21 protein-coding genes are annotated in these 21,180 nt (G+C 51.5%); 4 read left to right on the forward strand and 17 right to left on the reverse strand.

Annotated features, from left to right (window positions below):
• Window positions 1-152 precede the first annotated feature (152 nt).
• Window positions 153-713, reverse strand: a complete 561-nt coding sequence (cysC, locus tag ACO0LG_RS27925; RefSeq protein WP_423031643.1) for an adenylyl-sulfate kinase — start codon at window positions 711-713, stop codon at window positions 153-155.
• A gap of 323 nt (window positions 714-1,036) precedes the next feature.
• Window positions 1,037-1,366, reverse strand: a complete 330-nt coding sequence (locus tag ACO0LG_RS27930) for a DUF6916 family protein (RefSeq protein ID WP_423031645.1) — start codon at window positions 1,364-1,366, stop codon at window positions 1,037-1,039.
• A gap of 89 nt (window positions 1,367-1,455) precedes the next feature.
• On the opposite strand from ACO0LG_RS27930, the gene ACO0LG_RS27935 reads away from it, so the two are divergent.
• The 4 genes from ACO0LG_RS27935 to ACO0LG_RS27950 all read left to right on the forward strand — a co-directional run bounded on the left by ACO0LG_RS27935 (window position 1,456) and on the right by ACO0LG_RS27950 (window position 4,663).
• Window positions 1,456-2,031 (forward strand): GNAT family N-acetyltransferase, encoded by a 576-nt coding sequence (locus ACO0LG_RS27935; RefSeq protein WP_423031647.1) that lies wholly within the window; start codon window positions 1,456-1,458, stop codon window positions 2,029-2,031.
• Window positions 2,018-2,737 (forward strand): aspartyl/asparaginyl beta-hydroxylase domain-containing protein, encoded by a 720-nt coding sequence (locus ACO0LG_RS27940; RefSeq protein ID WP_423031649.1) that lies wholly within the window; start codon window positions 2,018-2,020, stop codon window positions 2,735-2,737. Before ACO0LG_RS27935 ends, ACO0LG_RS27940 begins: the two co-directional genes overlap by 14 nt.
• 17 nt (window positions 2,738-2,754) lie before the next feature.
• On the forward strand, window positions 2,755-3,783 hold the full coding sequence (locus ACO0LG_RS27945; RefSeq protein ID WP_423031651.1) for a sulfotransferase: 1,029 nt from the start codon (window positions 2,755-2,757) through the stop codon (window positions 3,781-3,783).
• Window positions 3,784-3,985: 202 nt separating this feature from the next.
• A complete protein-coding gene (locus ACO0LG_RS27950) occupies window positions 3,986-4,663 on the forward strand; it encodes a phage tail protein (RefSeq protein ID WP_423031653.1) in 678 nt (225 codons plus the stop codon).
• Window positions 4,664-4,711: 48 nt separating this feature from the next.
• Here the strand turns inward: ACO0LG_RS27950 and prmC are convergent, their stop codons facing one another.
• From prmC to ACO0LG_RS28025, 15 genes are all read right to left on the reverse strand, one after another.
• Window positions 4,712-5,554: a peptide chain release factor N(5)-glutamine methyltransferase gene (gene prmC, locus ACO0LG_RS27955; RefSeq protein ID WP_423031655.1), complete on the reverse strand. Its 843-nt coding sequence runs from the start codon at window positions 5,552-5,554 to the stop codon at window positions 4,712-4,714.
• On the reverse strand, window positions 5,554-6,060 hold the full coding sequence (locus ACO0LG_RS27960; protein WP_423031657.1) for a disulfide bond formation protein B: 507 nt from the start codon (window positions 6,058-6,060) through the stop codon (window positions 5,554-5,556). The genes prmC and ACO0LG_RS27960 overlap by 1 nt, the downstream gene beginning before the upstream one ends.
• 220 nt (window positions 6,061-6,280) lie before the next feature.
• Window positions 6,281-7,360, reverse strand: coding sequence for a peptide chain release factor 1 (prfA, locus tag ACO0LG_RS27965; protein WP_423031659.1), 1,080 nt, complete (start codon window positions 7,358-7,360; stop codon window positions 6,281-6,283).
• Between the two features lie 122 nt (window positions 7,361-7,482).
• Window positions 7,483-8,763, reverse strand: coding sequence for a glutamyl-tRNA reductase (gene hemA / locus ACO0LG_RS27970; protein ID WP_423031661.1), 1,281 nt, complete (start codon window positions 8,761-8,763; stop codon window positions 7,483-7,485).
• 184 nt (window positions 8,764-8,947) lie between these two features.
• The gene (locus ACO0LG_RS27975; RefSeq protein ID WP_423031663.1) at window positions 8,948-11,353 is read right to left on the reverse strand and encodes a CHASE2 domain-containing protein; all 2,406 of its coding nucleotides are present in this window, start codon (window positions 11,351-11,353) and stop codon (window positions 8,948-8,950) included.
• 44 nt (window positions 11,354-11,397) lie between these two features.
• On the reverse strand, window positions 11,398-13,107 hold the full coding sequence (locus ACO0LG_RS27980) for a FecR domain-containing protein (protein WP_423031665.1): 1,710 nt from the start codon (window positions 13,105-13,107) through the stop codon (window positions 11,398-11,400).
• 57 nt (window positions 13,108-13,164) lie between these two features.
• A complete protein-coding gene (locus tag ACO0LG_RS27985) occupies window positions 13,165-13,857 on the reverse strand; it encodes a response regulator transcription factor (RefSeq protein ID WP_162043428.1) in 693 nt (230 codons plus the stop codon).
• A gap of 221 nt (window positions 13,858-14,078) precedes the next feature.
• Window positions 14,079-14,345: a cell division topological specificity factor MinE gene (gene minE / locus ACO0LG_RS27990; protein ID WP_186950806.1), complete on the reverse strand. Its 267-nt coding sequence runs from the start codon at window positions 14,343-14,345 to the stop codon at window positions 14,079-14,081.
• A gap of 1 nt (window position 14,346) precedes the next feature.
• Window positions 14,347-15,162, reverse strand: a complete 816-nt coding sequence (gene minD / locus ACO0LG_RS27995; protein WP_423031668.1) for a septum site-determining protein MinD — start codon at window positions 15,160-15,162, stop codon at window positions 14,347-14,349.
• Between the two features lie 69 nt (window positions 15,163-15,231).
• A complete protein-coding gene (minC, locus tag ACO0LG_RS28000; RefSeq protein ID WP_423031670.1) occupies window positions 15,232-16,023 on the reverse strand; it encodes a septum site-determining protein MinC in 792 nt (263 codons plus the stop codon).
• Window positions 16,024-16,235: 212 nt separating this feature from the next.
• Window positions 16,236-16,994 (reverse strand): ABC transporter ATP-binding protein, encoded by a 759-nt coding sequence (locus ACO0LG_RS28005; protein ID WP_423031672.1) that lies wholly within the window; start codon window positions 16,992-16,994, stop codon window positions 16,236-16,238.
• 1 nt (window position 16,995) lies between these two features.
• Window positions 16,996-17,835: an ABC transporter permease gene (locus ACO0LG_RS28010; RefSeq protein WP_423031674.1), complete on the reverse strand. Its 840-nt coding sequence runs from the start codon at window positions 17,833-17,835 to the stop codon at window positions 16,996-16,998.
• A gap of 22 nt (window positions 17,836-17,857) precedes the next feature.
• Entirely contained in the window at window positions 17,858-18,844 is a 987-nt protein-coding gene (locus ACO0LG_RS28015) for an aliphatic sulfonate ABC transporter substrate-binding protein (protein ID WP_423031676.1), read from the reverse strand.
• 94 nt (window positions 18,845-18,938) lie between these two features.
• Window positions 18,939-20,327 carry an LLM class flavin-dependent oxidoreductase gene (locus ACO0LG_RS28020; RefSeq protein WP_423031678.1) on the reverse strand — a complete coding sequence of 463 codons (1,389 nt, stop codon included), beginning with the start codon at window positions 20,325-20,327 and terminating at the stop codon, window positions 18,939-18,941.
• 9 nt (window positions 20,328-20,336) lie between these two features.
• Window positions 20,337-21,167, reverse strand: a complete 831-nt coding sequence (locus ACO0LG_RS28025) for a MetQ/NlpA family ABC transporter substrate-binding protein (RefSeq protein ID WP_423031680.1) — start codon at window positions 21,165-21,167, stop codon at window positions 20,337-20,339.
• Window positions 21,168-21,180: the final 13 nt, after the last annotated feature.

The raw sequence follows: 21,180 nt of genomic DNA on the forward strand, positions 1-21,180 counted from the left end.
ACTGATGCAGCAAGCTGGTATATAAAGTGCCGACAGGGCTGGTCATCCCGGCATGAAAGCGTGGATTTTGCAGTAACAAAGCAGCCAATAAGGTAGAGCCGGAACGTGGCAGACCAGAGATGAAATGATAGGTAGCTTGTGCCATGCAGTGATTATGCTTTCAGGAAAGAAGAGAGTTGTTGGATGGCAGCCGCTAATTCGGTCTGGCTGGTATCAATCACGCATTCAGCTGTAGTGGGTGCTTCATAAGGAGCGCTGATACCAGTCAATTGCAATGCGGGATTTTGTTTTGCTTTTGCGTACCAGCCCTTGGGGTCACGTTGTTCGCAAATGTGTAAAGGCGTTGAGATATAGGTTTCTATGAATTTGTCATGACCAATAATGCCACGCGCCAAAGCCCGGCCTCGCATGCTGGGAGAAACCAGGGCGACAATCGCAGAAATACCGTTCAGGTTGAGCAAGCGGGCGACTTCTGCTGTCCTGCGGCCTTGCTCTTCACGGTCGGCCAGGCTAAAGCCGAGATCCTTGGATAAGCCCTGCCTTATTTCGTCACCGTCGAGCACACAAACCGGGATAGATAGCCCACGCAGATGCATGGCGAGGTTTTGCGCAAGTGTCGTCTTCCCCGCGCCGGGCAGACCACTTAGCCACCAGGTTTTGACTTTGTTTGCAGCAGGTTCAGTACTGCTTTCCGTTTGATTACTTCCAGGCATCCGCACACCACCGATAAGCTAAAAAAATCGGGACTAAGCAAATACCCGATACGTAACAAATCAGAAATCAAGGACTGGGTTCAGGGGCATTACAACAAGACTTCTCGCCGTCATTCAGTTTGATAGCCGATATTTCTGACTTGCAATTTATCTTGTTGAATCAAGAAGATAAATTATTCAATGTTAAAAAATTAACTGCAATAATAACATTGAAAAATTTTTTTGCGGGCAAATGTAACAAAAAACTGCTAATTAATTAAGCAATTTAGATGAAAAATTTGAATGTCGCATAGGCAATAAGAAAAGCCTTGCAGCGGAGGAAATTAATTAAAGAAAACCTGGTAATAAACACAAGTGCCACCATCCTGATGTGGGCGTTGATATTGCCCCTTGGCATGGTCTGCCAGCGTAGGGGCGATAGTCCAGACTTGCTTGCCTAATGCAGGGTGTTCGATGAAATAATTATCTTGTGCCAGTGGCTGGCTGGATGAGCCTGCAAAAATCAACAATAAGGGCGTACGGAAAGATTCAGGCACCCCACGACGTGGTCGTTCCTCGGCTTCGACCAGTTCAAGATGAATGATGCCATTCGAGGTTTCGAGTTGAAACTTATTGCCGATCAGGGGGAGAACTTGTTCTAGGGTAATGGACATGGTCTGAGTGTTGAAAAGTTTCACTTGCAAGAAAACACAAGCATAGGCAGGATGACAAGCATGTTATTTTAACCAGCTTGGGGGTGCTTGTGTATAAATTACCTGCTGCTCTAGCGTTGCGTAAAGTCAATGACGATGATCAGGCTTTCCTGGACGCCTTATACGCCAGCCGCCGTGAGGATTTGCGGCACATGCCGATGGATGCGGCCTTCATCGCGCAAATGATCAAAATGCAACAGCATGTGCAGATGGAGGGTATCAGGCTGAATTACCCTGAAGCCCTGCATTTGATGATTGAAGATGATGGTCAGCCAGTTGGGCGTGTCATTATTGATACAGGCAGCAATGATGTTCGCCTGGTGGATATCGCGATTATTCCCGCTGCGCATCGCCAGGGCATCGCCAGGGCAATGTTGCAGGCTTTGCAGGCACACGCGGCAAATCACGGCAAAAGTGTCAGTCTCGCTGTTGAGCAAACCAATTTTGCGGCGCGGGGTCTGTATTTGCAGACGGGATTTGTCGCACTTAGTACTGATGAACTGTTTGAGCAAATGCAATGGCGCGCCCATGCTTCGACAGGATCTGAGGTCTTGGCCGACGTAGTATCAGCCACTACCCTGGCTAGTAACATGAAAAAACAAGGGCAGCTTGATGTCTCGGCCTAGTCGCTACCTGAAGTTGCCTTTCAGTTTTGACCTATCCCGTTTGCGTGCAGAGCTGCAGCAACTTGAAGCATCTGAATGGATCAGGCATTTCAATACCAATGCCTACATCAACAACTGGACTTGCCTGCCCTTGCGCGCTGTTGATGGCCGCATGGATCACATCATGCCTGTGAATGAAGGCAATTTCGAGGATACTGCACTCATGCAAACCTGCCCGTATTTACGGGAAGTGGTCGATACGTTTCAATGTGAAAAAACTTCCGTGCGCCTGATGTCTCTGGAAGCCGGCGGCATCATCAAAGAGCACAGGGACGATGGTACTTCTCTGGAGGATGGCATTACCCGTCTGCATGTACCTGTCACTACGACGCCCGATGTGCTGTTCAAGATTGATGGTGAAGAAGTGCATTTTTCTGCTGGCGATACCTGGTATCTGAATGCGGCATGCCTGCATGGGGTGGTCAATCCGGGTAGTCAGGCGAGGGTGCATTTGATGATAGATTGCGTCAGCAACGTCTGGCTGGAGCAATTGTTTCTTGATGCCGGCTGGGTCGCCAGGCCCAGGCCAAAATATGATGACCCGGCCATTCACGACGGTAATGTGCTGGAAGTCATCACCATGTTGCGTGCCACCGGGCAAAGCGCAGGCTTGCAAATTGCCAGTCGCCTTGATGCCATCAGGCTGGGGCAGGCATCACCGGGCTGAATATGGAAATGAAACGCATGAGTATCAAAACGAGCTTCGCAGCCGAAGACAGAGCATTGTTGCGTGGCCAGCAAATAAGTGCAGATCAATTGTCTTCAATGCTGGGTTGGTACCCGGTAGCAATTGATGCCTTGAAAGGCACTTTACACTGGCGCCATCTGGGAGAGGCGCGGTTCCTGGAATCGTTTTTTCTTGATACCCTGAACCAGCAAAGCCGCGAGCAAAGGCAAGTTTGTCAGACAATACTGGAAAGTTTGCCTGCGCAAATTGAGTGCATGCCGCGATTGGCGCCTGCGGCTTTTATTTTTCATGTGTCACGCTGCGGCTCTACCTTGCTGACGCAAATGCTGGCGTCGCTGCCGCAGTGCATAGTGATGTCAGAGCCGCCAGTCATCGACGCATTTTTTCGTTACCTTCACGAGCATCCTGAATTCCAGAACGCAACATCGGTTTTTCAGAACCTCATTGCTGCGCTTGGACAACGGCGCTCGACAGAAGACAGCCATTTTTTTATCAAATTCGATAGCTGGCATTTGCCCTGGATACCCTTTGTGCGCGAGGCTTATCCTGACGTTCCCATGATCTTTCTATACCGCGAACCGCAAGCCGTGCTTGCCTCGCACTATCGTCAGCGGGGGCCGCAAATGATACCTGGCCTGCTTAATACAACGCGACTGCAAGTTGAGGATACAGAAATCGCGGCAGCAGATTTTGATGTATACGCGGCAAGCGTGTTGCACAGCATGTTTTGCGCAGGACTTGAACATGCGGTGGCTGAGGATTTGCTGCTGCTGAATTATCAGCAATTGCCCGGGGTAATGTGGGAGGATTTGCTAGGCCGGTTTCGACTTGATTGTGATGAACAATCATTGGCGAAACTGAAAGAACGTTCAGGCCTGCATTCCAAGCACCGCTACACCAGTTTTACAGGTGATCCTCAGTCAGGGGATGCGGTGCTAACAAAACCCACTTCAGATTTTGTACAACTCTGCGAGGAAAAGTATAGTCAACTAGAGCGATTCCGACTGAAAGTTAAAATTTGTTAAGTAGCATCATGATGCAAAATTTGCAGTGTGTTTTTCATATAAGGGTTGTAGAATTGGTTTGCTTTTTTTGAAATTGCTTGTTTGTTTGCATATGAGAGCCATTGATGAAAGCTCTGAATTCATGTTCCTTGATAGGGGTGAATGCAGAAGAGACTAGATAGCACAATCCCTATTTGAACGATAACTTGAATTGGAGTATGCAATGGATGCATTTATGGGTACTGTACTGGCCGTAGGCTTTAACTATCCACCTCGTGGCTGGCTGTTCTGCAATGGTCAGACTGTCGCTATTTCCCAAAACTCAGCCATGTTTGCTTTGTTGGGCACGATGTATGGTGGTGACGGCCAGGCTACTTTTGGCATCCCTGACTTGCGTGGCCGTGTAGTAGTTGGTTCCCAGGGTGCGGGCCCAGGTATTGCCAATGTCTCGCAAGGTGAAAAAGCCGGCACTAACAATGTAACAGCCATCTCTACTGGTACAGGCAGTGTGACGTTAACAGTAGCGAATTTGCCTGCGCATACCCATACTGCAACAGTAGATGTCACTGGATTAACAGCGAATACGACTGTAAATGTTGGCACAGCAACTAATGGTGGCCTGGCAGTGGTAGCAAATAATGGCGGCTTGACCAATACTGCTGGCGGGGCATCTGGCGCAGCTATTTTCTTGCCTGCTTCGACAGCGCCAACAGCTCCGATAGCTTTGGGTGGTGTCACGACAGCAATCGTTGGTACCGCTGCTGTGACCAATGCAAATACAGGTTCAGGCACACCTACAGCATTCCCTGTGACTGTCACTTCAACCAACACCGTGATGCAACCATACCTGGGTTTGAACTACATCATCGCGATGGAAGGCATATTCCCATCCAGGAACTAAGTTTTTCCTGTATAAAAAAAATGGCACCCGTATCAAGGGTGCCATTTTTTATGTCTGCATCAGTAGCTTGCCGCCTGAGACTCTTTCTATCCCCGCCAAATCCCGCCAGCTTCGTACTTCAGTAAAGCAGTTTTGCGTTAATAAGCTACGCATAGCTTCTGCCTGGTCATAGCCATGTTCAAGCAACAGCCAGCCATTTGACTGCAAGTGTAAATGCGCCTGGCCTATGATCTGACGGTAGGCAGACAGGCCATCAGCATGGTCTGTCAGGGCATGGATGGGTTCAAAGCGTAAGTCACCTTGTTGTAAATGAGCATCATTGACCACGATATAAGGTGGGTTGCTGACGATAGTGTGAAACTTTTTACCTGCCAGAACGGCATACCAGTCGCTGCAAAAAAAATCTATTTTATTTGCGGGCAGATGACGTCTGGCGTTTTCTTGCGCGACTGCCAAGGCAGCAAGGCTGACGTCCAGGGCAGTCACTCGCAGGTCTGGTCTTTGATGTGCGACAGCGACTGCAATGGCACCTGAACCCGTGCCCATGTCCAGCAAGCTTGAATGGGCGGGGGCATATTGCAAAGCCAGTTCGACCAGCAATTCAGTATCAGGCCGGGGAATAAGCACAGCCGGCGTGACCAGGAAATTCAGGCCAAAGAACTCACGTTCTCGCACGATGTAGGCGATGGGTTCGCCCTGGATGCGACGGCAAAACAACGCATCCATGATGGCGAGTTGCTCTGTATTGAGTACCAGTTCGGATTGCGTGATCAATTGTATGCGCGTCAGGCCCAGGCCATGCATGAGCAGCAGGCGGGTGTCTATGCGATCCAGCGGGCTGGCGCTTTCACAAGCCGCCAGGGTAATACCTGGCTGTAGCCAATCCAGCATTAGCGTGATGGGCCAAACATGCCGCGCTTGGTCTTTTGGTTGCGTATCAGCAGCACCAACAGCGTCAAGCTAAATAATATAAAGAATATTCCCGCCCATGCTGGCAGTGACAAGCCCAGGGTAGGTGGATAAGGTGTTTCACACAGGCCGTCAGCCCTGAACATGGCTGGCCACCATTGTGCCAGGAAGAAACTGTTCAGACCAGTTTCCAGCGGATCAATACCGCAGGACAGGGCAGGGTGTTCAAGTATCCAGAAATGCTTGCCGGCAGCACCCAGACCAACCAGCGCGGATAGCAGTGCCATGCCCGTCGTGAGGCGATGGATAATGCCATCGTTGGCGACAGCTATCAGGCAGAAAACCGCAACCAGGGCAAAGGCATAGCGCTGGAATACGCAATACGGGCAAGGCAGCATTTTTTCCACGATTTGCAAATACATGGCGGCTGCCAGTAAGCCTATGCAGGTAAGGGCAATCGACAGCAAAAGTTTTTTCGACAGATTCATGGTGAACGCGATGAAAGAATTGTTATTGGACGTAATCCTGGCGTTTTAGTTCTGTATCACAGGATAGTGGCAGCGAGTATCCGACAGTTTCATGCAATTGCGCAATCAAATACTGTTGATTTTACGCGAAAGCTGGTTTTGTCTTATGGATATGCTTATTTGTCATATCTATTAGCCATCTCTCTTTGCATTTTTGTCGGCCTTTCTGTCGTCATTTCTATCAATCATCACCCAGCTCAGCCAGCAGTTCGGCTTGATGTTCTGCTACCAGCGCGGTCGTCAACTCTGTCAGTTCACCATCCATGATGAAATCGAGCTTGTACAGCGTCAGGTTGATGCGGTGATCCGTCATGCGGCCTTGCGGGTAATTGTAGGTGCGTATACGCTCACTGCGGTCACCGGAACCGATCAGGCTTTTGCGGGTGGCCGCTTCCTTGGCTTGCTTCTCGCGTAACTGTCCATCCATGATGCGGGTTGCCAGTACGCGCATGGCTTGTGCCTTGTTTTGATGCTGGCTGCGGCCGTCCTGGCATTCCACCACGATACCTGTAGGAATATGCGTCAGGCGCACGGCGGAGTCAGTCTTGTTGATATGCTGGCCACCGGCACCACTGGCGCGGAAGGTGTCTATGCGCAGGTCGGCATTGTTGATGATCACGTCTGCCAGCTCATCAGCCTCGGGCATGACGGCAACGGTACAGGCCGAGGTATGGATGCGGCCCTGGGTTTCTGTTGCAGGTACGCGCTGCACGCGGTGGCCACCGGATTCAAATTTAAGTTTTGAGTATACCCCTTGGCCAGCCAGGCGCACGATCACCTCTTTGTAGCCGCCCAGTTCAGATGGTGATTCCGACATGATCTCTGTCTGCCAGCGGTTACGCTCGGCAAATCGCATATACATGCGCAGCAAGTCACCTGCAAACAGCGCCGCCTCATCGCCACCAGTACCAGCGCGGATCTCCATGAGGATATTGCGCTCATCATTCGGGTCTTTGGGCAGCAGCATTTTTTGCAAATCACTCTCCAGTGTCTGCATGGTGCTCTTGGCGGCTTCGATTTCGTCCTGGGCAAAGGCCTTCATGTCGGGGTCGCTGAGCATGAGCTCGGCTTCGGCGATATCGGCTTGCGCTTGTTTGTAATTGTTGTACAGGGCGACCAAGGGGCCCAGTTCAGCATGCTCGCGGTTCAGTTTGCGGTAGCTGTCCATGTCATTGGTGGCACTTTCCTGCATGAGCAGGTGGCCAACTTCGTCGAGGCGTTCGGCAAGCTGGTCGAGCTTGTGTAGCATTGATGGTTTCATGGTGTACTCTTTTTGCTATATAGCGATGGATGCGAATAACGCTAATGATAGGGCGGGTCAGCCTGACCCAGATGGGACTTGCCTGTGCGCTTAAGCGGACAGGCAAGTGGCGTAGCGAGTCGCTAACGCTTGGTGCGGAATAATTGAGGTAACAGTGTTGCCAGGCGGGCGCGTTCATCGCCACTGGCTTGATGCAGTGCCTGTTGCGGGCCATGCAGGAACTTGGCTGTGATGCCCTTGGACAGTGCTTCCAGTACAGCGTCTATATCATCGCCGCGTGCCAGCATCTTGCGTGCACGTTCTAGCTCCATCAGACGCAATTGCTCGCTGCTTTCATGCAAATCCTGTATCACCGGTACAACAGCGCGGCCATCCACCCAATGCATGAAGGATTGCACGCGGGTTTCTATGATGGCCTCAGCCTGGGCAACAGCAGCATGGCGACTTTCCAGCCCGGTTTGCACGACAGTGCCGAGGTCATCGACGGTATATAAAAACACATCGTCCAGCTTGGCGACTTCAGGTTCTATATCGCGTGGCACAGCCAGGTCAACCATGAAGATGGGGCGGTGCTTGCGCGCCTTGACGACACGTTCTATCAGACCCAGGCCGATGATAGGCAGGGATGAGGCAGTGCAGGAAACGATGATATCGAATTGCGCCAGTTGCTGTGGCAAGTCTGCCAGGCGTATGGCCTTGCCGCTGAAGCGGTGGGCCAATGCTTCACCACGTTCCAGAGTGCGGTTGGCTATCGTGAGCGACTTGGGGTTTTGTGCCGCAAAATGGGTGGCGCACAACTCTATCATTTCGCCTGCACCGATGAACAGGACATGCTGGTCAGATATCTTGTCAAAAATTCTCTGTGACAGGCGCACTGCAGCGGCAGCCATGGAGACACTATGCGCGCCTATCTCTGTGGTAGTGCGTACTTCCTTCGCGACAGCGAAACTGCGCTGGAACATTTGGTGCAAATACGTACCAAGGCCACCGGCTGCTTCTGCCTGGCGTACCGCATCTTTCATTTGCCCCAGGATTTGCGGTTCGCCAATGACCATGGAATCCAGGCCGGAAGCAACACGAAAGGCATGTCTTACCGCATTGTCTTGCGGCAGGGTGTACAAATGCGGGCGTAAATCTGTGTAAGACAGCTGATGAAAATCCGCCAGAAAATGTGCAGTAGAATCAATGGCATTGGCACCACTGCAAGCAGCGTACAGTTCTGTGCGGTTGCAGGTTGACAGGATTGCGGCTTCATTACCATGCGTTGCCACATTGCCATCACGACCAAACCAGGCACGCGCAGCCACCACTGCCTGAGATATTTGCTCAGGCGAGAAGGCGACCTTTTCGCGCAGGGACAGCGGCGCGGTCGTGTGGTTGAGGCCAACAGCAGACAGTTGCATTGCAATTAAGCTGAAATAAGCTGGGGGAGGATGTAAGGCTGCATTATAGCGCGTTGCACCAGCATTTTCCTCAGACCGGATGTTTGATGCATATCAAGTGAGCCGTATAAGCCAAGAGTTATGCCTTTTTTACAACGTGCGATACGACAATATTTGCTTTTTTGTTCATGCTCAAGGCCGGAATTTATCCCAGATCGGCTGGAATACGTACATTGAAAGTCGTACCTTCATTCGGCACGCTGGTGAAGTCGATGGTCGCCTGATGCCTGTCCAGAACTGCCTTGACGAATACCATGCCCAGGCCTATCCCGTCGTTCTTGGGCTGGTCACTGGTCTTGAAACGCTGGAAGCGCTGGAATAACCTAGCCTGGTCTGCATGGGTAATGCCATAACCCTGGTCAGTGATAGAGCAGACGATGATAGAGTCAGCCAGGCGTTGCTCACGCACCAGCGAACAAGTGATCGTGGTGTTCTTGGGACTGTATTTGATGGCATTTGACAGCAGATTTGTCAGTACCCTGGTCATCAGTGAGTTATCGACCAGTACCGGGAATTCTTCATCCTGGATTTTTGTTTGTATGCGGATATTCTTGCTGCGCGCCAGTGTCCACATTTCTTCGGTCGCTACCAGCAAGATGTCCTGGAAATCTGCTTCTTCATAGCGATAATTCTGGGACTCTGCCTGTGCCAGTTGTACAAAATTATCTGCCAGGCCCAAAGTGGAGCGGGATGCCCTTTCTATGCGTGCCATGAATTCATCCGCCGGCAAGGCCGTGCTGCTATCTTTTTGTAATTCCAGCAGTGCCAGTATCGAGGCCTGTGGTGCACGCATGTCGTGCGAAATGAAATGCAGGGTTTCATCCCGGCTGCGCTCGGCGGCGCGCACGCTGGTGATATCGATGAGGCTGACTATCCAGCCCACCAGTTGTTTTTCACCGTTGTAACTCGGAGCGCTCTTGATCAGCAAATCCTTGCCCTGCGGGTCTCTGACTTCTATACCCTGCGACATGGTTTTGGTGTGTTTGATATCCAGTAAATCCCACCAGCTAAAACTGGCATCTGAACCGGTATCAGCATTGCTTGGTGGCGACATCTTGGCGAACAGGTAGGGTACCAACGCATCATTGACCTTGGCCATGCCTATGCCAGCAAAATAATCAAGGGCAGGCTGATTGGTCAGCAAGACATTGCCATCGGTAGTGGTGACCATGGTCGCATCAGGCAGGCTGGCCAGGCTGTCGCTGACAAACTGGCGCAGGTCACGTACGCGATCGACTGCTTCACGCATGGCATTGATGCTTTGTTCCAGGGTATCGGTCAGGGCACGCGCGGGTTCTTCATCATCTTCATCGATAAATTCGGGCAAGAGATGGGGTTCCTGGTCGAGCACCCGGAATTCTTCTGCCAGAAAGCGTATCGCTGCTTCCAGCCTGCGCCAGCTCCACAGGGGATAAGCAAGAATGAGCGCAAACAGGGCCGCAGTGGGGGCTGCCCAATAACCTGCATACCTGAGCATGGCCCAGCTACCGACCATGGTGATGACTGCCACTACCGCAGTTGCCATCAGGGCCTTGCGTGGCGACAGCATCTGGTAAGCCGTCAGCGCCAGCGCCACGGCCAGCAGATTCAGCAGGTATAAATACAGCTTGGGTGCCGCATGTATGCTGCGCTGGTCCAGCAGCGCGGCGAGGATATTGGCATTGATCTCCACGCCGGAAATCATGCCCTCGTTACCAGATACCGGCGTAGGGAAAGAATCCGCCATGGCACTGGCCGTAGGGCCAACCAGCACATACTTGTTCTTGAAGAAATCAGCAGGCACTTCGCCGCGTAACACACTGACATAAGGCACAGAGCGGAAGTGCCCGCTGCTGCCAGCGAAAGGAATATGGATCAGATAGTCGCGTTGCCAGGTACCAGGCTCAGGTGCTGCATTGCGCAAGCTGGCCGGCAGGCGTTCACCCGGCAAATTTGTTTCGGTACCCGGGGTCACCTGGCTACCGATGTCGGCCAGTGCCAGCGCAAAATGCGGCCACCATTCTCCATTCATGCCTTCGCGCAGGAAAACACTGCGCACTACGCCATCCTTGTCCAGTTCCAGGTTGATATGCGCCAGTTGACGCGCAGCACTTGCGAGCAAGGGGATGGGCCGCACCGTGGTCAGGCCCTTGCCCGCATTTTCCGAGATCAGCGGCAAGACCACGTTATTGCTGCGTACCAGCGCCTCTGCCAGTTGTTGGTCACCATTTTGCGCCTGCTCATTGCGCTCTTCAGCTTCCGTAAAGACAAAGTCCATGCCGATAGCCACAGGCTGGGCTGCGCTGATTTGCTTGATGAGTTCAGCATGACGCATACGCGGCCATGGCCATTTGCCAAGTTCGCTAAGGCTGTGGCTGTCTATGCCAACGATGATGATGTCATCCCGCGCCGGACGGGAATTGAGTTGCATCAGCCTGTCATACAAGACCAGATCAGTTCGCTCCAGGGTCTTGTAGTAGAGCAGGCCAGCGGTGACGCAGAGGATGAGGATACTGAGAACCAGCCACTCGCGTAATGCAATACGTTCTACCTGTAAGTGGCTGTTTTTCATAGGGTGCTGCTAAATTTGCCTGTCCTTTTTATACTGTGATTGTATCAATAATTGGTGCCGATAGGGCCGCTGCCACTCTGTATGGGCGAGCCGTCCCCACTGGTCCAGCGCTGTTGCAGCGTGATTTTCTGGGTCGATGAGAAGGGGCTGACATAACCATCCGGGTCAGTTGAGCGCACACGGATGAAGTAAACACCAGCATCTGGTCGGTTGATTTTCAGCTCAGCCTTGTCGAGTTCCTTGCTCAGGAACAGTTTCTTGAAATCAGGATCAGTGCTGATCTGTATCAGGAATTTTTGTCCCGGTTCAGAAGCCCAGCTAAATGACAATTGATTACCATTGCCTTCATCCGGCGGTGCCAGACTGGTCACCGGCAAAACCACGAATTTCTGGGCATCGCTGTAAGGACCATGATCTGGCTTGCCATTTTTTTGCACTATCGTTGCGACATGCCAGAAATACTCACCTTCGGCAGGGCGGTCGGCGCTGAACTGGACTTCTTTCAAGTCAGGCTTGTCGATGAGCAGGTTCTTGAATGCTGCATCTTTGGCGACTTGCAAGTGATAAGCCTGGGCATCGCCGGATTCTGTCCAGGCAAAATCCAGACGTTCGGCGCGTACCTTGTTCTTGGGCTGTACCGTGAAAGGCGGCTCTGGTCTTGCTTTCAGGGTCACCGCTTTGACCAGTGGCAGGCCTTCAAGACCGAGTTTATCTATGGCTGTGATACGTACAAAGTAATTACCATCGGCAAAGCCATCAAACTTGAAGCGAGTATCTTTGTAGTGGTTTTCTGCCAGCACATTGATGATGTCCTTGTCCTGGGCGATTTGCACGCGATAACCCGTGGCAGCAGGATTGGTTTCTACCTGGAATTGCAGGGTAGGACGTTCTTGCAACAGATAGCTGTCATTCAAAATGGGTGGTGGCAGCAAATCAACAGGCTTGCCCACACCCGCGGCTGAAACGATATTGCCCTTGCCGGTGGTGAGGACAAGTTCATCCATCTTCTTGGCGACGGTATTATTGACGGCAACACCGCCTTCCAGCACCTCATTGGCAATGCCATCTTCATTGACGCCAACGCGGAAATTGGTGCCGCGTACGCCCGCCACAGCCAGGTTGGTGCGCACTTCAAAACGCCCCTTGTTACTGACTAGCGAAGAAACATGTGACTCTACCTTGCCCTGCAACAAGGTGACTTCAGTACGCGGGCTGCCTGTATATTTGGTCTTGCGCAACTTGGAGAGGCTGACATTGCTGTTCGACGGTATGGATATGCGTGATTCATCCGGCAAGGCCATGGTCAGGAAACCATTTTTATCGGTACTGATCTGCGCGCCTTCTTTCAAGACGCTGCCCAAGGCCAGCGTACCGCTGCTGCCGTCGGCAGCTTTGTAAGCCGGGTTGCCGGTCATGGCAATGACCTTGGCTTCGCTTGGTTCTTCTGGCAACAGTTCCAGCGGTATTAGTATTGCCGTGCCTATGGGTATCGCCCTGTCATTGCCTATCTTGTTGCGCTTGCCCAGTATCGGCCAATTGGTCGTCTTGTCGGTGTAGCGTTTGGCGATCGATGTCAAAGTATCACCCTGGAGGGCGAAATAAGTCATGTCTGGCGGGGTATTGATAAAACTGCCCGGTGTACCTGTAGCAGCGGGGGGCAGAGCGGCAAAAGCGCCAAAAGGGGCAGTAATTGCCAGGCTCAGTAACATGCAATAGGGGGTCTTTTGCAAGAGCGTGGGGGCGCATGGTCTCATGCGGGACTCCTTGATGGGGAAAACTAAGCGGGGCAGCTTTGGCTGCCCCGGGGGTATTTATTCTGGTGTCATCTGTTCGAGGCGATAGCCATAACTATAGACTGGTGCCAGCCTGTAGCCATTTTCAGGCCGCAATTCCAGTTTGCTGCGCACCCTGGAAATATGCGTATCCATGGTACGTGAAGGGATATCCACATCGCGCGACCATACTGCTTCGAGTATGTAAGCGCGGGACAGGGGGCGGCCAAGGTTGCGGAACAACAGCAGGGCCAGGTCAAATTCTTTCTGCGTCATTTCCACAGGCACATCATTGACACTGACGCGGCCAGCGCGGGTCTCAAATTTGTAGATGCCAAATTGTAAATGTTCAGACGCTGCCTGGGTAGGGTAAGCGCGGCGTAACAAGGCCTGCACCCTGGCCACCATTTCACTGCGGCGTATCGGCTTGATCATGTAATCGTCGGCACCGGCAGCCAGGCCTGCGACGATATCGTCTTCACCAGAGCGGCTGGTCATGAACAGGACCGGTAGCGTAGGCGAAAGTTTCTCTCTCACCCAGTGCAAGATTTCAGTGCCGCTCAGGTCTGGCACTTGCCAGTCCAGTATCAGCATGTCGTAACTCTCCCTGCGCAATTGATGCAGCATCTCTTTTCCGCTCAGGAAAGGGTGAGTCGTATGACCAGCTGCATTCAGTATGGTGCAGACCAATTCGAGCAAGTTATTGTCGTCGTCAAGTACAGCGATTCTCATAGGATGTTACCGTTGATGTCCGGCAAATAAAGTGGAATATCTTCCATTATATCGAAAGCAAGTGAAAAAATAAGTAATTGTGAAAAAATGTGAATAAAACACAAATTACTTCTTGTTACAAACTTTCACTAATAGAAGGCGATCATTGCTGATGTTGTTGTTTTTTAGTAAATTCCTTGTCGCACTGCCTGTATTTGCAAACCAGTCAGTGTCCTGAAGACTTAACTACGTAATTCCAGTTCCGGCAAAACGACATTGACGTCCAGTACTTCCAGATTTCCCTGTTTATCCAATGATACTTTGATATCTTCCGGATTCACCTTGGTGTATTTGGAAATAACAGCGATCAGTTCTTCACGCAATGCAGGTAAAAAATCATAACCACCATCCCGGCCAGTGCGCTCACGCGCAATGATGATTTGCAGGCGCTCCTTCGCTACATTGGCGGTTTTTGGTTTGGTATTAAATAAAAATGAAAGCAGAGCCATATTATTTGCCTCCGAAAATGCGTTGCAGCAGCCCCGGTTTTTCGTAGTTGATGAAACGCAAGGGCACTTCTGCCCCCAAAAAGCGGGAAACCACGTCTTCATAGGCATCTGAAACATCACTGCCCTTCATGTGAATGGCAGGGTTACCTTGATTAGACGCATGAAGCACCGCTTCGGATTCAGGAATAACACCAATCAGCGGTATGCGCAAGATTTCCTGTACATCGGTGTAAGACAACATCTCACCGGCTTCCACTCGTTTTGGTGAGTAGCGGGTGATCAGCAGATGTTCCTTGACCGGATCGCCACCCGCCTGGGCACGTTTGGATTTGGCCTGGATGATACCCAGGATGCGGTCAGAATCCCTGACGGACGAGACTTCCGGGTTGGTCACGACGATCGCTTCATCGGCAAAAGTCAGCGCCATGACAGCTCCGCGCTCAATACCGGCTGGCGAATCGCAGACGATGAATTCAAAATCCATCTTGATCAGGTCATTCAGTACCCGCTCTACGCCTTCTTCTGTCAGCGCATCTTTATCGCGGGTTTGTGAGGCGGGCAAAATAAACAGGTTATCGCAGTGCTTGTCCTTGATCAAGGCCTGGTTCAGCGTCGCTTCACCGCTGATGACATTCACCAGGTCATACACGACACGGCGTTCACAGCCCATGATGAGGTCAAGATTACGCAAACCCACGTCAAAATCCAGCACGGCTGTTTTATGGCCGCGCATAGCCAGGCCAGAAGAAAAACTGGCACTGGAAGTGGTCTTGCCTACGCCGCCCTTACCGGATGTCACAACGATGATTCTTGCCACAAATAACTCCTTTTATCTATCCGAAGATACTGAAAATTGAGGCTGCTAATCTCCAGTACAACCTGCAGACTAGCCTGCTGATTTCACTGATGATACTTCAATACTGTCGCCATTCAGTTTAACTTGAACCGCATGGTGGGGCTGTAACGGCGGAAAGCCGTTTTCAAAGGTACGGTAAATACCGGCGATGGAAACCAGTTCAGGTTCCATGGTCAGGGCAAAAATCCTGGCGTGGGTGTTACCAGTCGCCCCGGCCAGGGCGCGGCCACGCAAAGGCGCATAAATATGGATGCTGCCATCGGCAATTACTTCTGCCCCGTTATTCACCGAGGCGGTAATGATCAGGTCCGCCCCGCGTGCGTATATACGCTGGCCAGCGCGCACGGGAGTGTCGATCACCATGGCGGGCATATTGCGAATAATCACCTGTGGCTCAACTGCAACGGGTGCCGGGCCAGGCGCAATTTCTACTGGTGCCGGGGCTGGTTGTACGATTGGCACATCAACCGCGGTTTCAAGCTTAAGTTCAGGCTCTGCCCTGGGTTTGCTGACCACATCTATGCTCAAACCATGCGAGCGTATGGTGGCATGGTCTTCTTCACGGGCATGGCGCACGGCAACCGGGTTCAAACCATGTGACTTGAATAAAGGGATCAGCGCATTCCAGTCCAGCGTCTGTTCAGTAATGGCTTCCACATCAATGACGGCAAATTCGTCGTCAAAAAAATCTGGCGAACCCGCGGTCATTTCCTTCAATGCTGCTTCCAGCACAGGAAAAGCGGAGTCATGCAACAAAATTGCAACAGCAACAACAGTAGAAATCTTGATTTCAATAGGCTTACGCGTCAGGCTGTTTTGCATGGCATCCAAAAAAATAGTGGTAAATCTGCTTATTGCCCAAATACTTGCACAGGAGGAATAATTACATTCTCTTATGTCAGCATTATATTCATGTACCAATTGTGGCAAGCATGAAAAGGACTAATCCTACCAATAGGCGGGCAGGATTGCAAAATTATGCACTTTTTATTTTACAAAGCTACAAAAACTGAGGTGAGTACACTTAAATCGACTTAAAAAGCATGTGCTTCGTGCAAGCTTTCCAGTATATTAATTTTCATCGCTGACAAAGCCGCATGCGCTCGCTGGCGTGGTCTTTCCTGCAATACGGCAAATTCTTGTCTTATGCTCGCGTTATGTTGAACCGTATGTTGCTCCATCAGTACGACACGGTCACTCAAATACAGGGCTTCATCAATATCATGGCTGACCAGAATGATGGTCAAGCCATGCTCGTTGGCGATATTGATCAGCAAATCCTGCAACTTCATGCGGGTGAAGGCGTCCACGGCAGAAAAAGGTTCATCCAGCAGCAGGATTTTGGGACTGGAGAATAAGCCACGGGCAATTGCTACGCGCTGTGCCTGGCCGCCCGATAATTGCTTGGGCAGGGCATGCTCATAGCCATGCATACCGACTTCCGCCAGTAGCCTGGCAACTTTAGGCTGGTCGCGGTTGGCGACATTACTGTCGAAAGCGATATTCTGTGCCACCGTTAGCCAGGGGAACAAGCGTGGTTCCTGGAAGATGAAGCCTATGTCGCGGCTGACACCCTGCAGCTTGTTACCATCGAGACTGATTTGTCCTTCAAAATTGCGATCCAGCCCGGCAATGATTGATAACAGCGTGCTTTTGCCGCAGCCACTGGCACCGATCAGGCTGAGGATTTCACCTTGCTGCACACTGAGTTGCAGGTTCTTGAGTATGTGACGTGTGCCATACGATTTCCTGGCGACCTGGATTTGCAATAAAGGGGGTAAAAATGCCGACATCTCAGGGTCCATTTCCTGGCTGGTAAGTATCACGCCAGGCCAGCAAATGCGTTTCCAGTTTTTGCATGAGCCAGTCGCTGCTCTTGCCCAATACAGCAAGTATGGCAATCGCCGCCAGCACGATATCGGCACGGCTGGTTTCACGACCATCGGTCAGCAAATACCCCAGACCCTGGCTGGCAGCAATCAGTTCTGCCGCTACCATGAACATCCAGGCCAGGCTGAGGCCATTGCGCAAACCGGTGATAATGGCTGGCAAGGCGGCGGGCAAAAGTATGCGCCTGATCATGGCAGTGGTGGACAAATGGTACAGCTTGCCCACTTCGATGAGACGCCTGTCTACCCCGCGTATGCCCGATACCACACCCATATACACAGGGAAGAAAGCACCAATGGCAATCAACACCAGCTTGGGCGCTTCATCTATGCCTAGCCATAGCAAGAGCAAAGGCACCCAGGCCAGTGAAGGTATCGCCCGCAAAGCTTGGAAGCTGGGGTCCAGTATCGCCTCCAGACGATTACTCAAACCCACCAGTGACCCGGTCAGGATAGCCAGACCTGCGCCTGCGATAAAACCCGCTGCTACCCTGGCGCTACTGATGCCAATGTGCGCGAGCAGTCCTTGCTGTGCCAGATGAACGATAGTGCTGAAAATTTCACAGGGAGCAGGCAAATGATTGGCCGCTATCCAGCCGCGACTGACACTGACTTCTGCCAGTGCGATCAAGGCGAAGGGCAGTATCAGGCCTAGCAAGAAACGCGGCATGGCAGGGCGCTGCCTGCTGGCGGCGACTGCATAGTCAGACGTTTCTGCAATAATAGTGACACTGGTCGGTGGCATGATGCTGGCTGGTTTGTATGGTTTACACCGTGATCAGCTTCTGGGCAAAGCGGGTATCGACGAGATCGTGTATGGCACGGCTCAGGTCAACGCCCGGTTTCACCAGACCTTCATCCTGCAGAATAGGCGCGGCAACCTGCAAGGCTTGTATATGCTCATTCGATGGCAGCGCAGTGCTGAAATCGCTACGCAATTTAATTTGCAACAGGGCCACTGGTAAACTGACCTTGGCTTCTTCAGACAAAATTTTTGCTGCCTCAGTCGGATTATTGCGTATCCATGCCCTGGCTTTTTCATAGGCCTGCAATACGCGGCTTACTTCCGCGCCATGATTGTTCAGGAATTCTTCACGCACATTCAAAAATCCATACGTATTGAAGGCAACATTACGATAAATCAAGCGCGAATTGGCTTCCAGTTCGCTGGCTGCCATATGCGGATCAAGCCCGGCCCATGCATCTACCTTGCCCTGCTCCAGCGCGGCGCGGCCATCGGCATGTTGCAGGCTCACATGTTCAATTTCTGAACGTTTCAGGCCCGCAGTCTTCAAGGCGCGCAGCAAGAACAGATAGGGATCAGTGCCCTTGGTAGCTGCGACTTTCTTTCCTTTTAAATCGGCTAAAGTGCGTATCGCAGAATCCTTGCGCACTACCAATGCCGTCCATTCAGGACGTGAAAAAATATACGGTGTCTTGATCGGGTTGCCATTGGCCTTGGCCAGCAAGGCGGCCAGACCAGCCGTAGAACCTATGTCCAGGCTATTGGCATTCAGGTATTCCAGTGCGCGGTTACTGCCGGCACTGAGTACCCATTTGATATTCGTGCCATCAGCCTTGAACTCTTCTTCCAGCCAGCCAAAACGGCGCAACACCAGGCTGGTTGGTGAGTAATAGGCATAGTCGAGACGCAATTCTTTGAGCGGTGATGCAGCATGGACGAGTGATGGCAAGCTCGCAATGCCAGTAGTTGCAGCGACAGTGGACAGTTGTAGAAAATGGCGGCGTTTCATGATGTTCCCTGATGATGTTATTGTGGTCTATTCATGCGATCTTTTTAGAACCTATTTTCGATCACGCTCGCGCAGCAAGATCGGAAACAGGTTCTCAGGCGGCATCAGCCAGCGTGTTGTGAATATGCGTGTTCCTGCCTATGTGGTTTTCTGGCAGACGTGAGCCGCGCTGGAATAACTGTTGGCGCAAAGTACCATCGCTGTAGCTGGTTTTATAACGGCCACGCGCTTGTAATTCCGGCACGATGAACTTCACCACATCCCTGATGGTCTCATGCGCCAGTGCGAAGCTGAGGTTAAAGCCATCAATGCCGGTTTCATCCAGCCATGCTTCCAGTTGATCCGCTACTTCCTTGGCATCGCCAACAAACACTGGACCACGGCCACCTAGGGCGATAAATTCTGCAGCTTCGCGCACTGTCCATTTCTTGCCAGGATCAGCAGAACTGAATGAGGCCAACGCAGAGCGGCCTGCTTCAGATTCTATGTAGTCGATCGTGGCATCCAGCGGCAGCCTGGAAAAATCCACACCTGTCCAGCCAGACAATAAAGCCAGTGAAGCATCGATATCAATGTACTGGCGATATTCCTGATATTTGGCTTTTGCAGCCTCGCTGCTTTCTGCCGTAATGATCAATGCCTGTGCATAGATATATACATCGCCAGCTTCACGCCCGGCAGTTTTCAATGCAGCGCGGGTGTCATCGACATAACGTTTAACCACCTGCTTGCTGGGGCCGCTGACGAACGTGCATTCTGCATGCCGTGCCGCAAAAGCGGTGCCGCGCGCGGAATTACCCGCCTGGAATAACAAGGGTGTCCTTTGCGGTGAAGGCTCGGACAAATGCATGCCGGGCACGCTATAGTATTTGCCATGATGATGGATAGCGTGCACATGCGCCGGGTCAGTATATATACCACGTTCCTTATCGCGCACGACAGCCTGATCATCCCAGCTTTTTTCCCATAATTTATAAACCACTTCCATGTACTCATCCGCCAAGTCATAACGCTCATCATGGCTCAGTTGTTTTTGCAGACCCAGGTTACGGGCTGCACTATCCAGATAACCAGTCACGATATTCCAGCCTATGCGCCCCTTTGTCAGATGATCCAGAGTAGAGATGCGCCGTGCAAAGGTATAAGGGTGTTCATAAGTCAGTGCGCAAGTCACGCCAAAGCCCAGGTGGCTGGTGACGCTGGCCATCAGTGGCACCAGCGCCAGCGGATCATTCAGTGGCACTTGTATCGCATGGCGCAATGCGGCATCGGTGTCACCCGCATACACGTCATATACACCCAGCACATCTGCCAGGAAGATGGTATCGAACAAGCCGTCTTCCAGCAGGCGCGCCAGCTCTGTCCAGTGGTCTGCGCTGGTATAGTGATGACTATTATCCTTGGGATGACGCCACATGCCGGGTGATTGATGCCCGACAGTGTTCATCTGGAATGCATTGAAGCGGATAAGTTTTTTGCTCATACTAAATATCTATTTGGCTGCGACTTCAAGCGCTACCTGATAATCAGGTTTGGCAAAACCCGCAAAATGTTTATTCGTTACTTCCAGGAATTCCCTGGAACGGTAAGCTGCTTCCAGATCTTTTACCCAGGGCTTGCTCTTGTCATCAGTGCGTATGGCAACCAGGTTTTGATAATTGGCTGAGATTTTTTCACGCGCCAGTGCTTCATGGAGTTTGAGGCCAGATGCCAGAGCAAAATTGCCATTCACGAAAGAGAAATCAGTATCTTCGAGAGAGCGTGGCAGTTGCGCTGCTTCCAGTGGTATCAGCTTGATTTTCTTGAGGTTATCCGCCACGTCTTTTTCAGATGCACGGATAGGATCAATATTTGCCTTCAACTTGATCCAGCCCAGTTGATCCAGTAGAACCAGCGCCCGTGCCTGGTTGGTTGGATCATTTGGCAATGCGACTGTAGTTCCTTCTTTGACTTCGCTCAAGGATTTGTGCTTCTTGCTGTATATCGCAATCGGCGCAGTCGGCACCTTGATCAATTCTGATAGTGCCAGTTTATTGTCGGTCGAAAATTTCTTCAAATAGATAATATGCTGGAAGGCATTCGCATCCAGTGAACCTTCTGCCAGTGCAAAGTTGGGCTGGATATAGTCGTTGAATTCGACCACTTTTACCTTGTAGCCCTGCTTTTCCAGTATCGGTTTGATACCCAGTTTGACCTGGTCAGCATAGGGGCCAGCACTGGTGCCTATCACCAGTTCTTTCGGATCTTTGGCAAAGGCAGAGCCAGTCAAATTAGTGGCGAGTGTAACAGCGAGTGCACCAAGGAGGAATGGGCGACGATACATGATGATGTCCTTT

Origin of the sequence: Undibacterium sp. Ji42W, assembly GCF_049340405.1 — a bacterium.
Classification (GTDB): domain Bacteria; phylum Pseudomonadota; class Gammaproteobacteria; order Burkholderiales; family Burkholderiaceae_D; genus Undibacterium.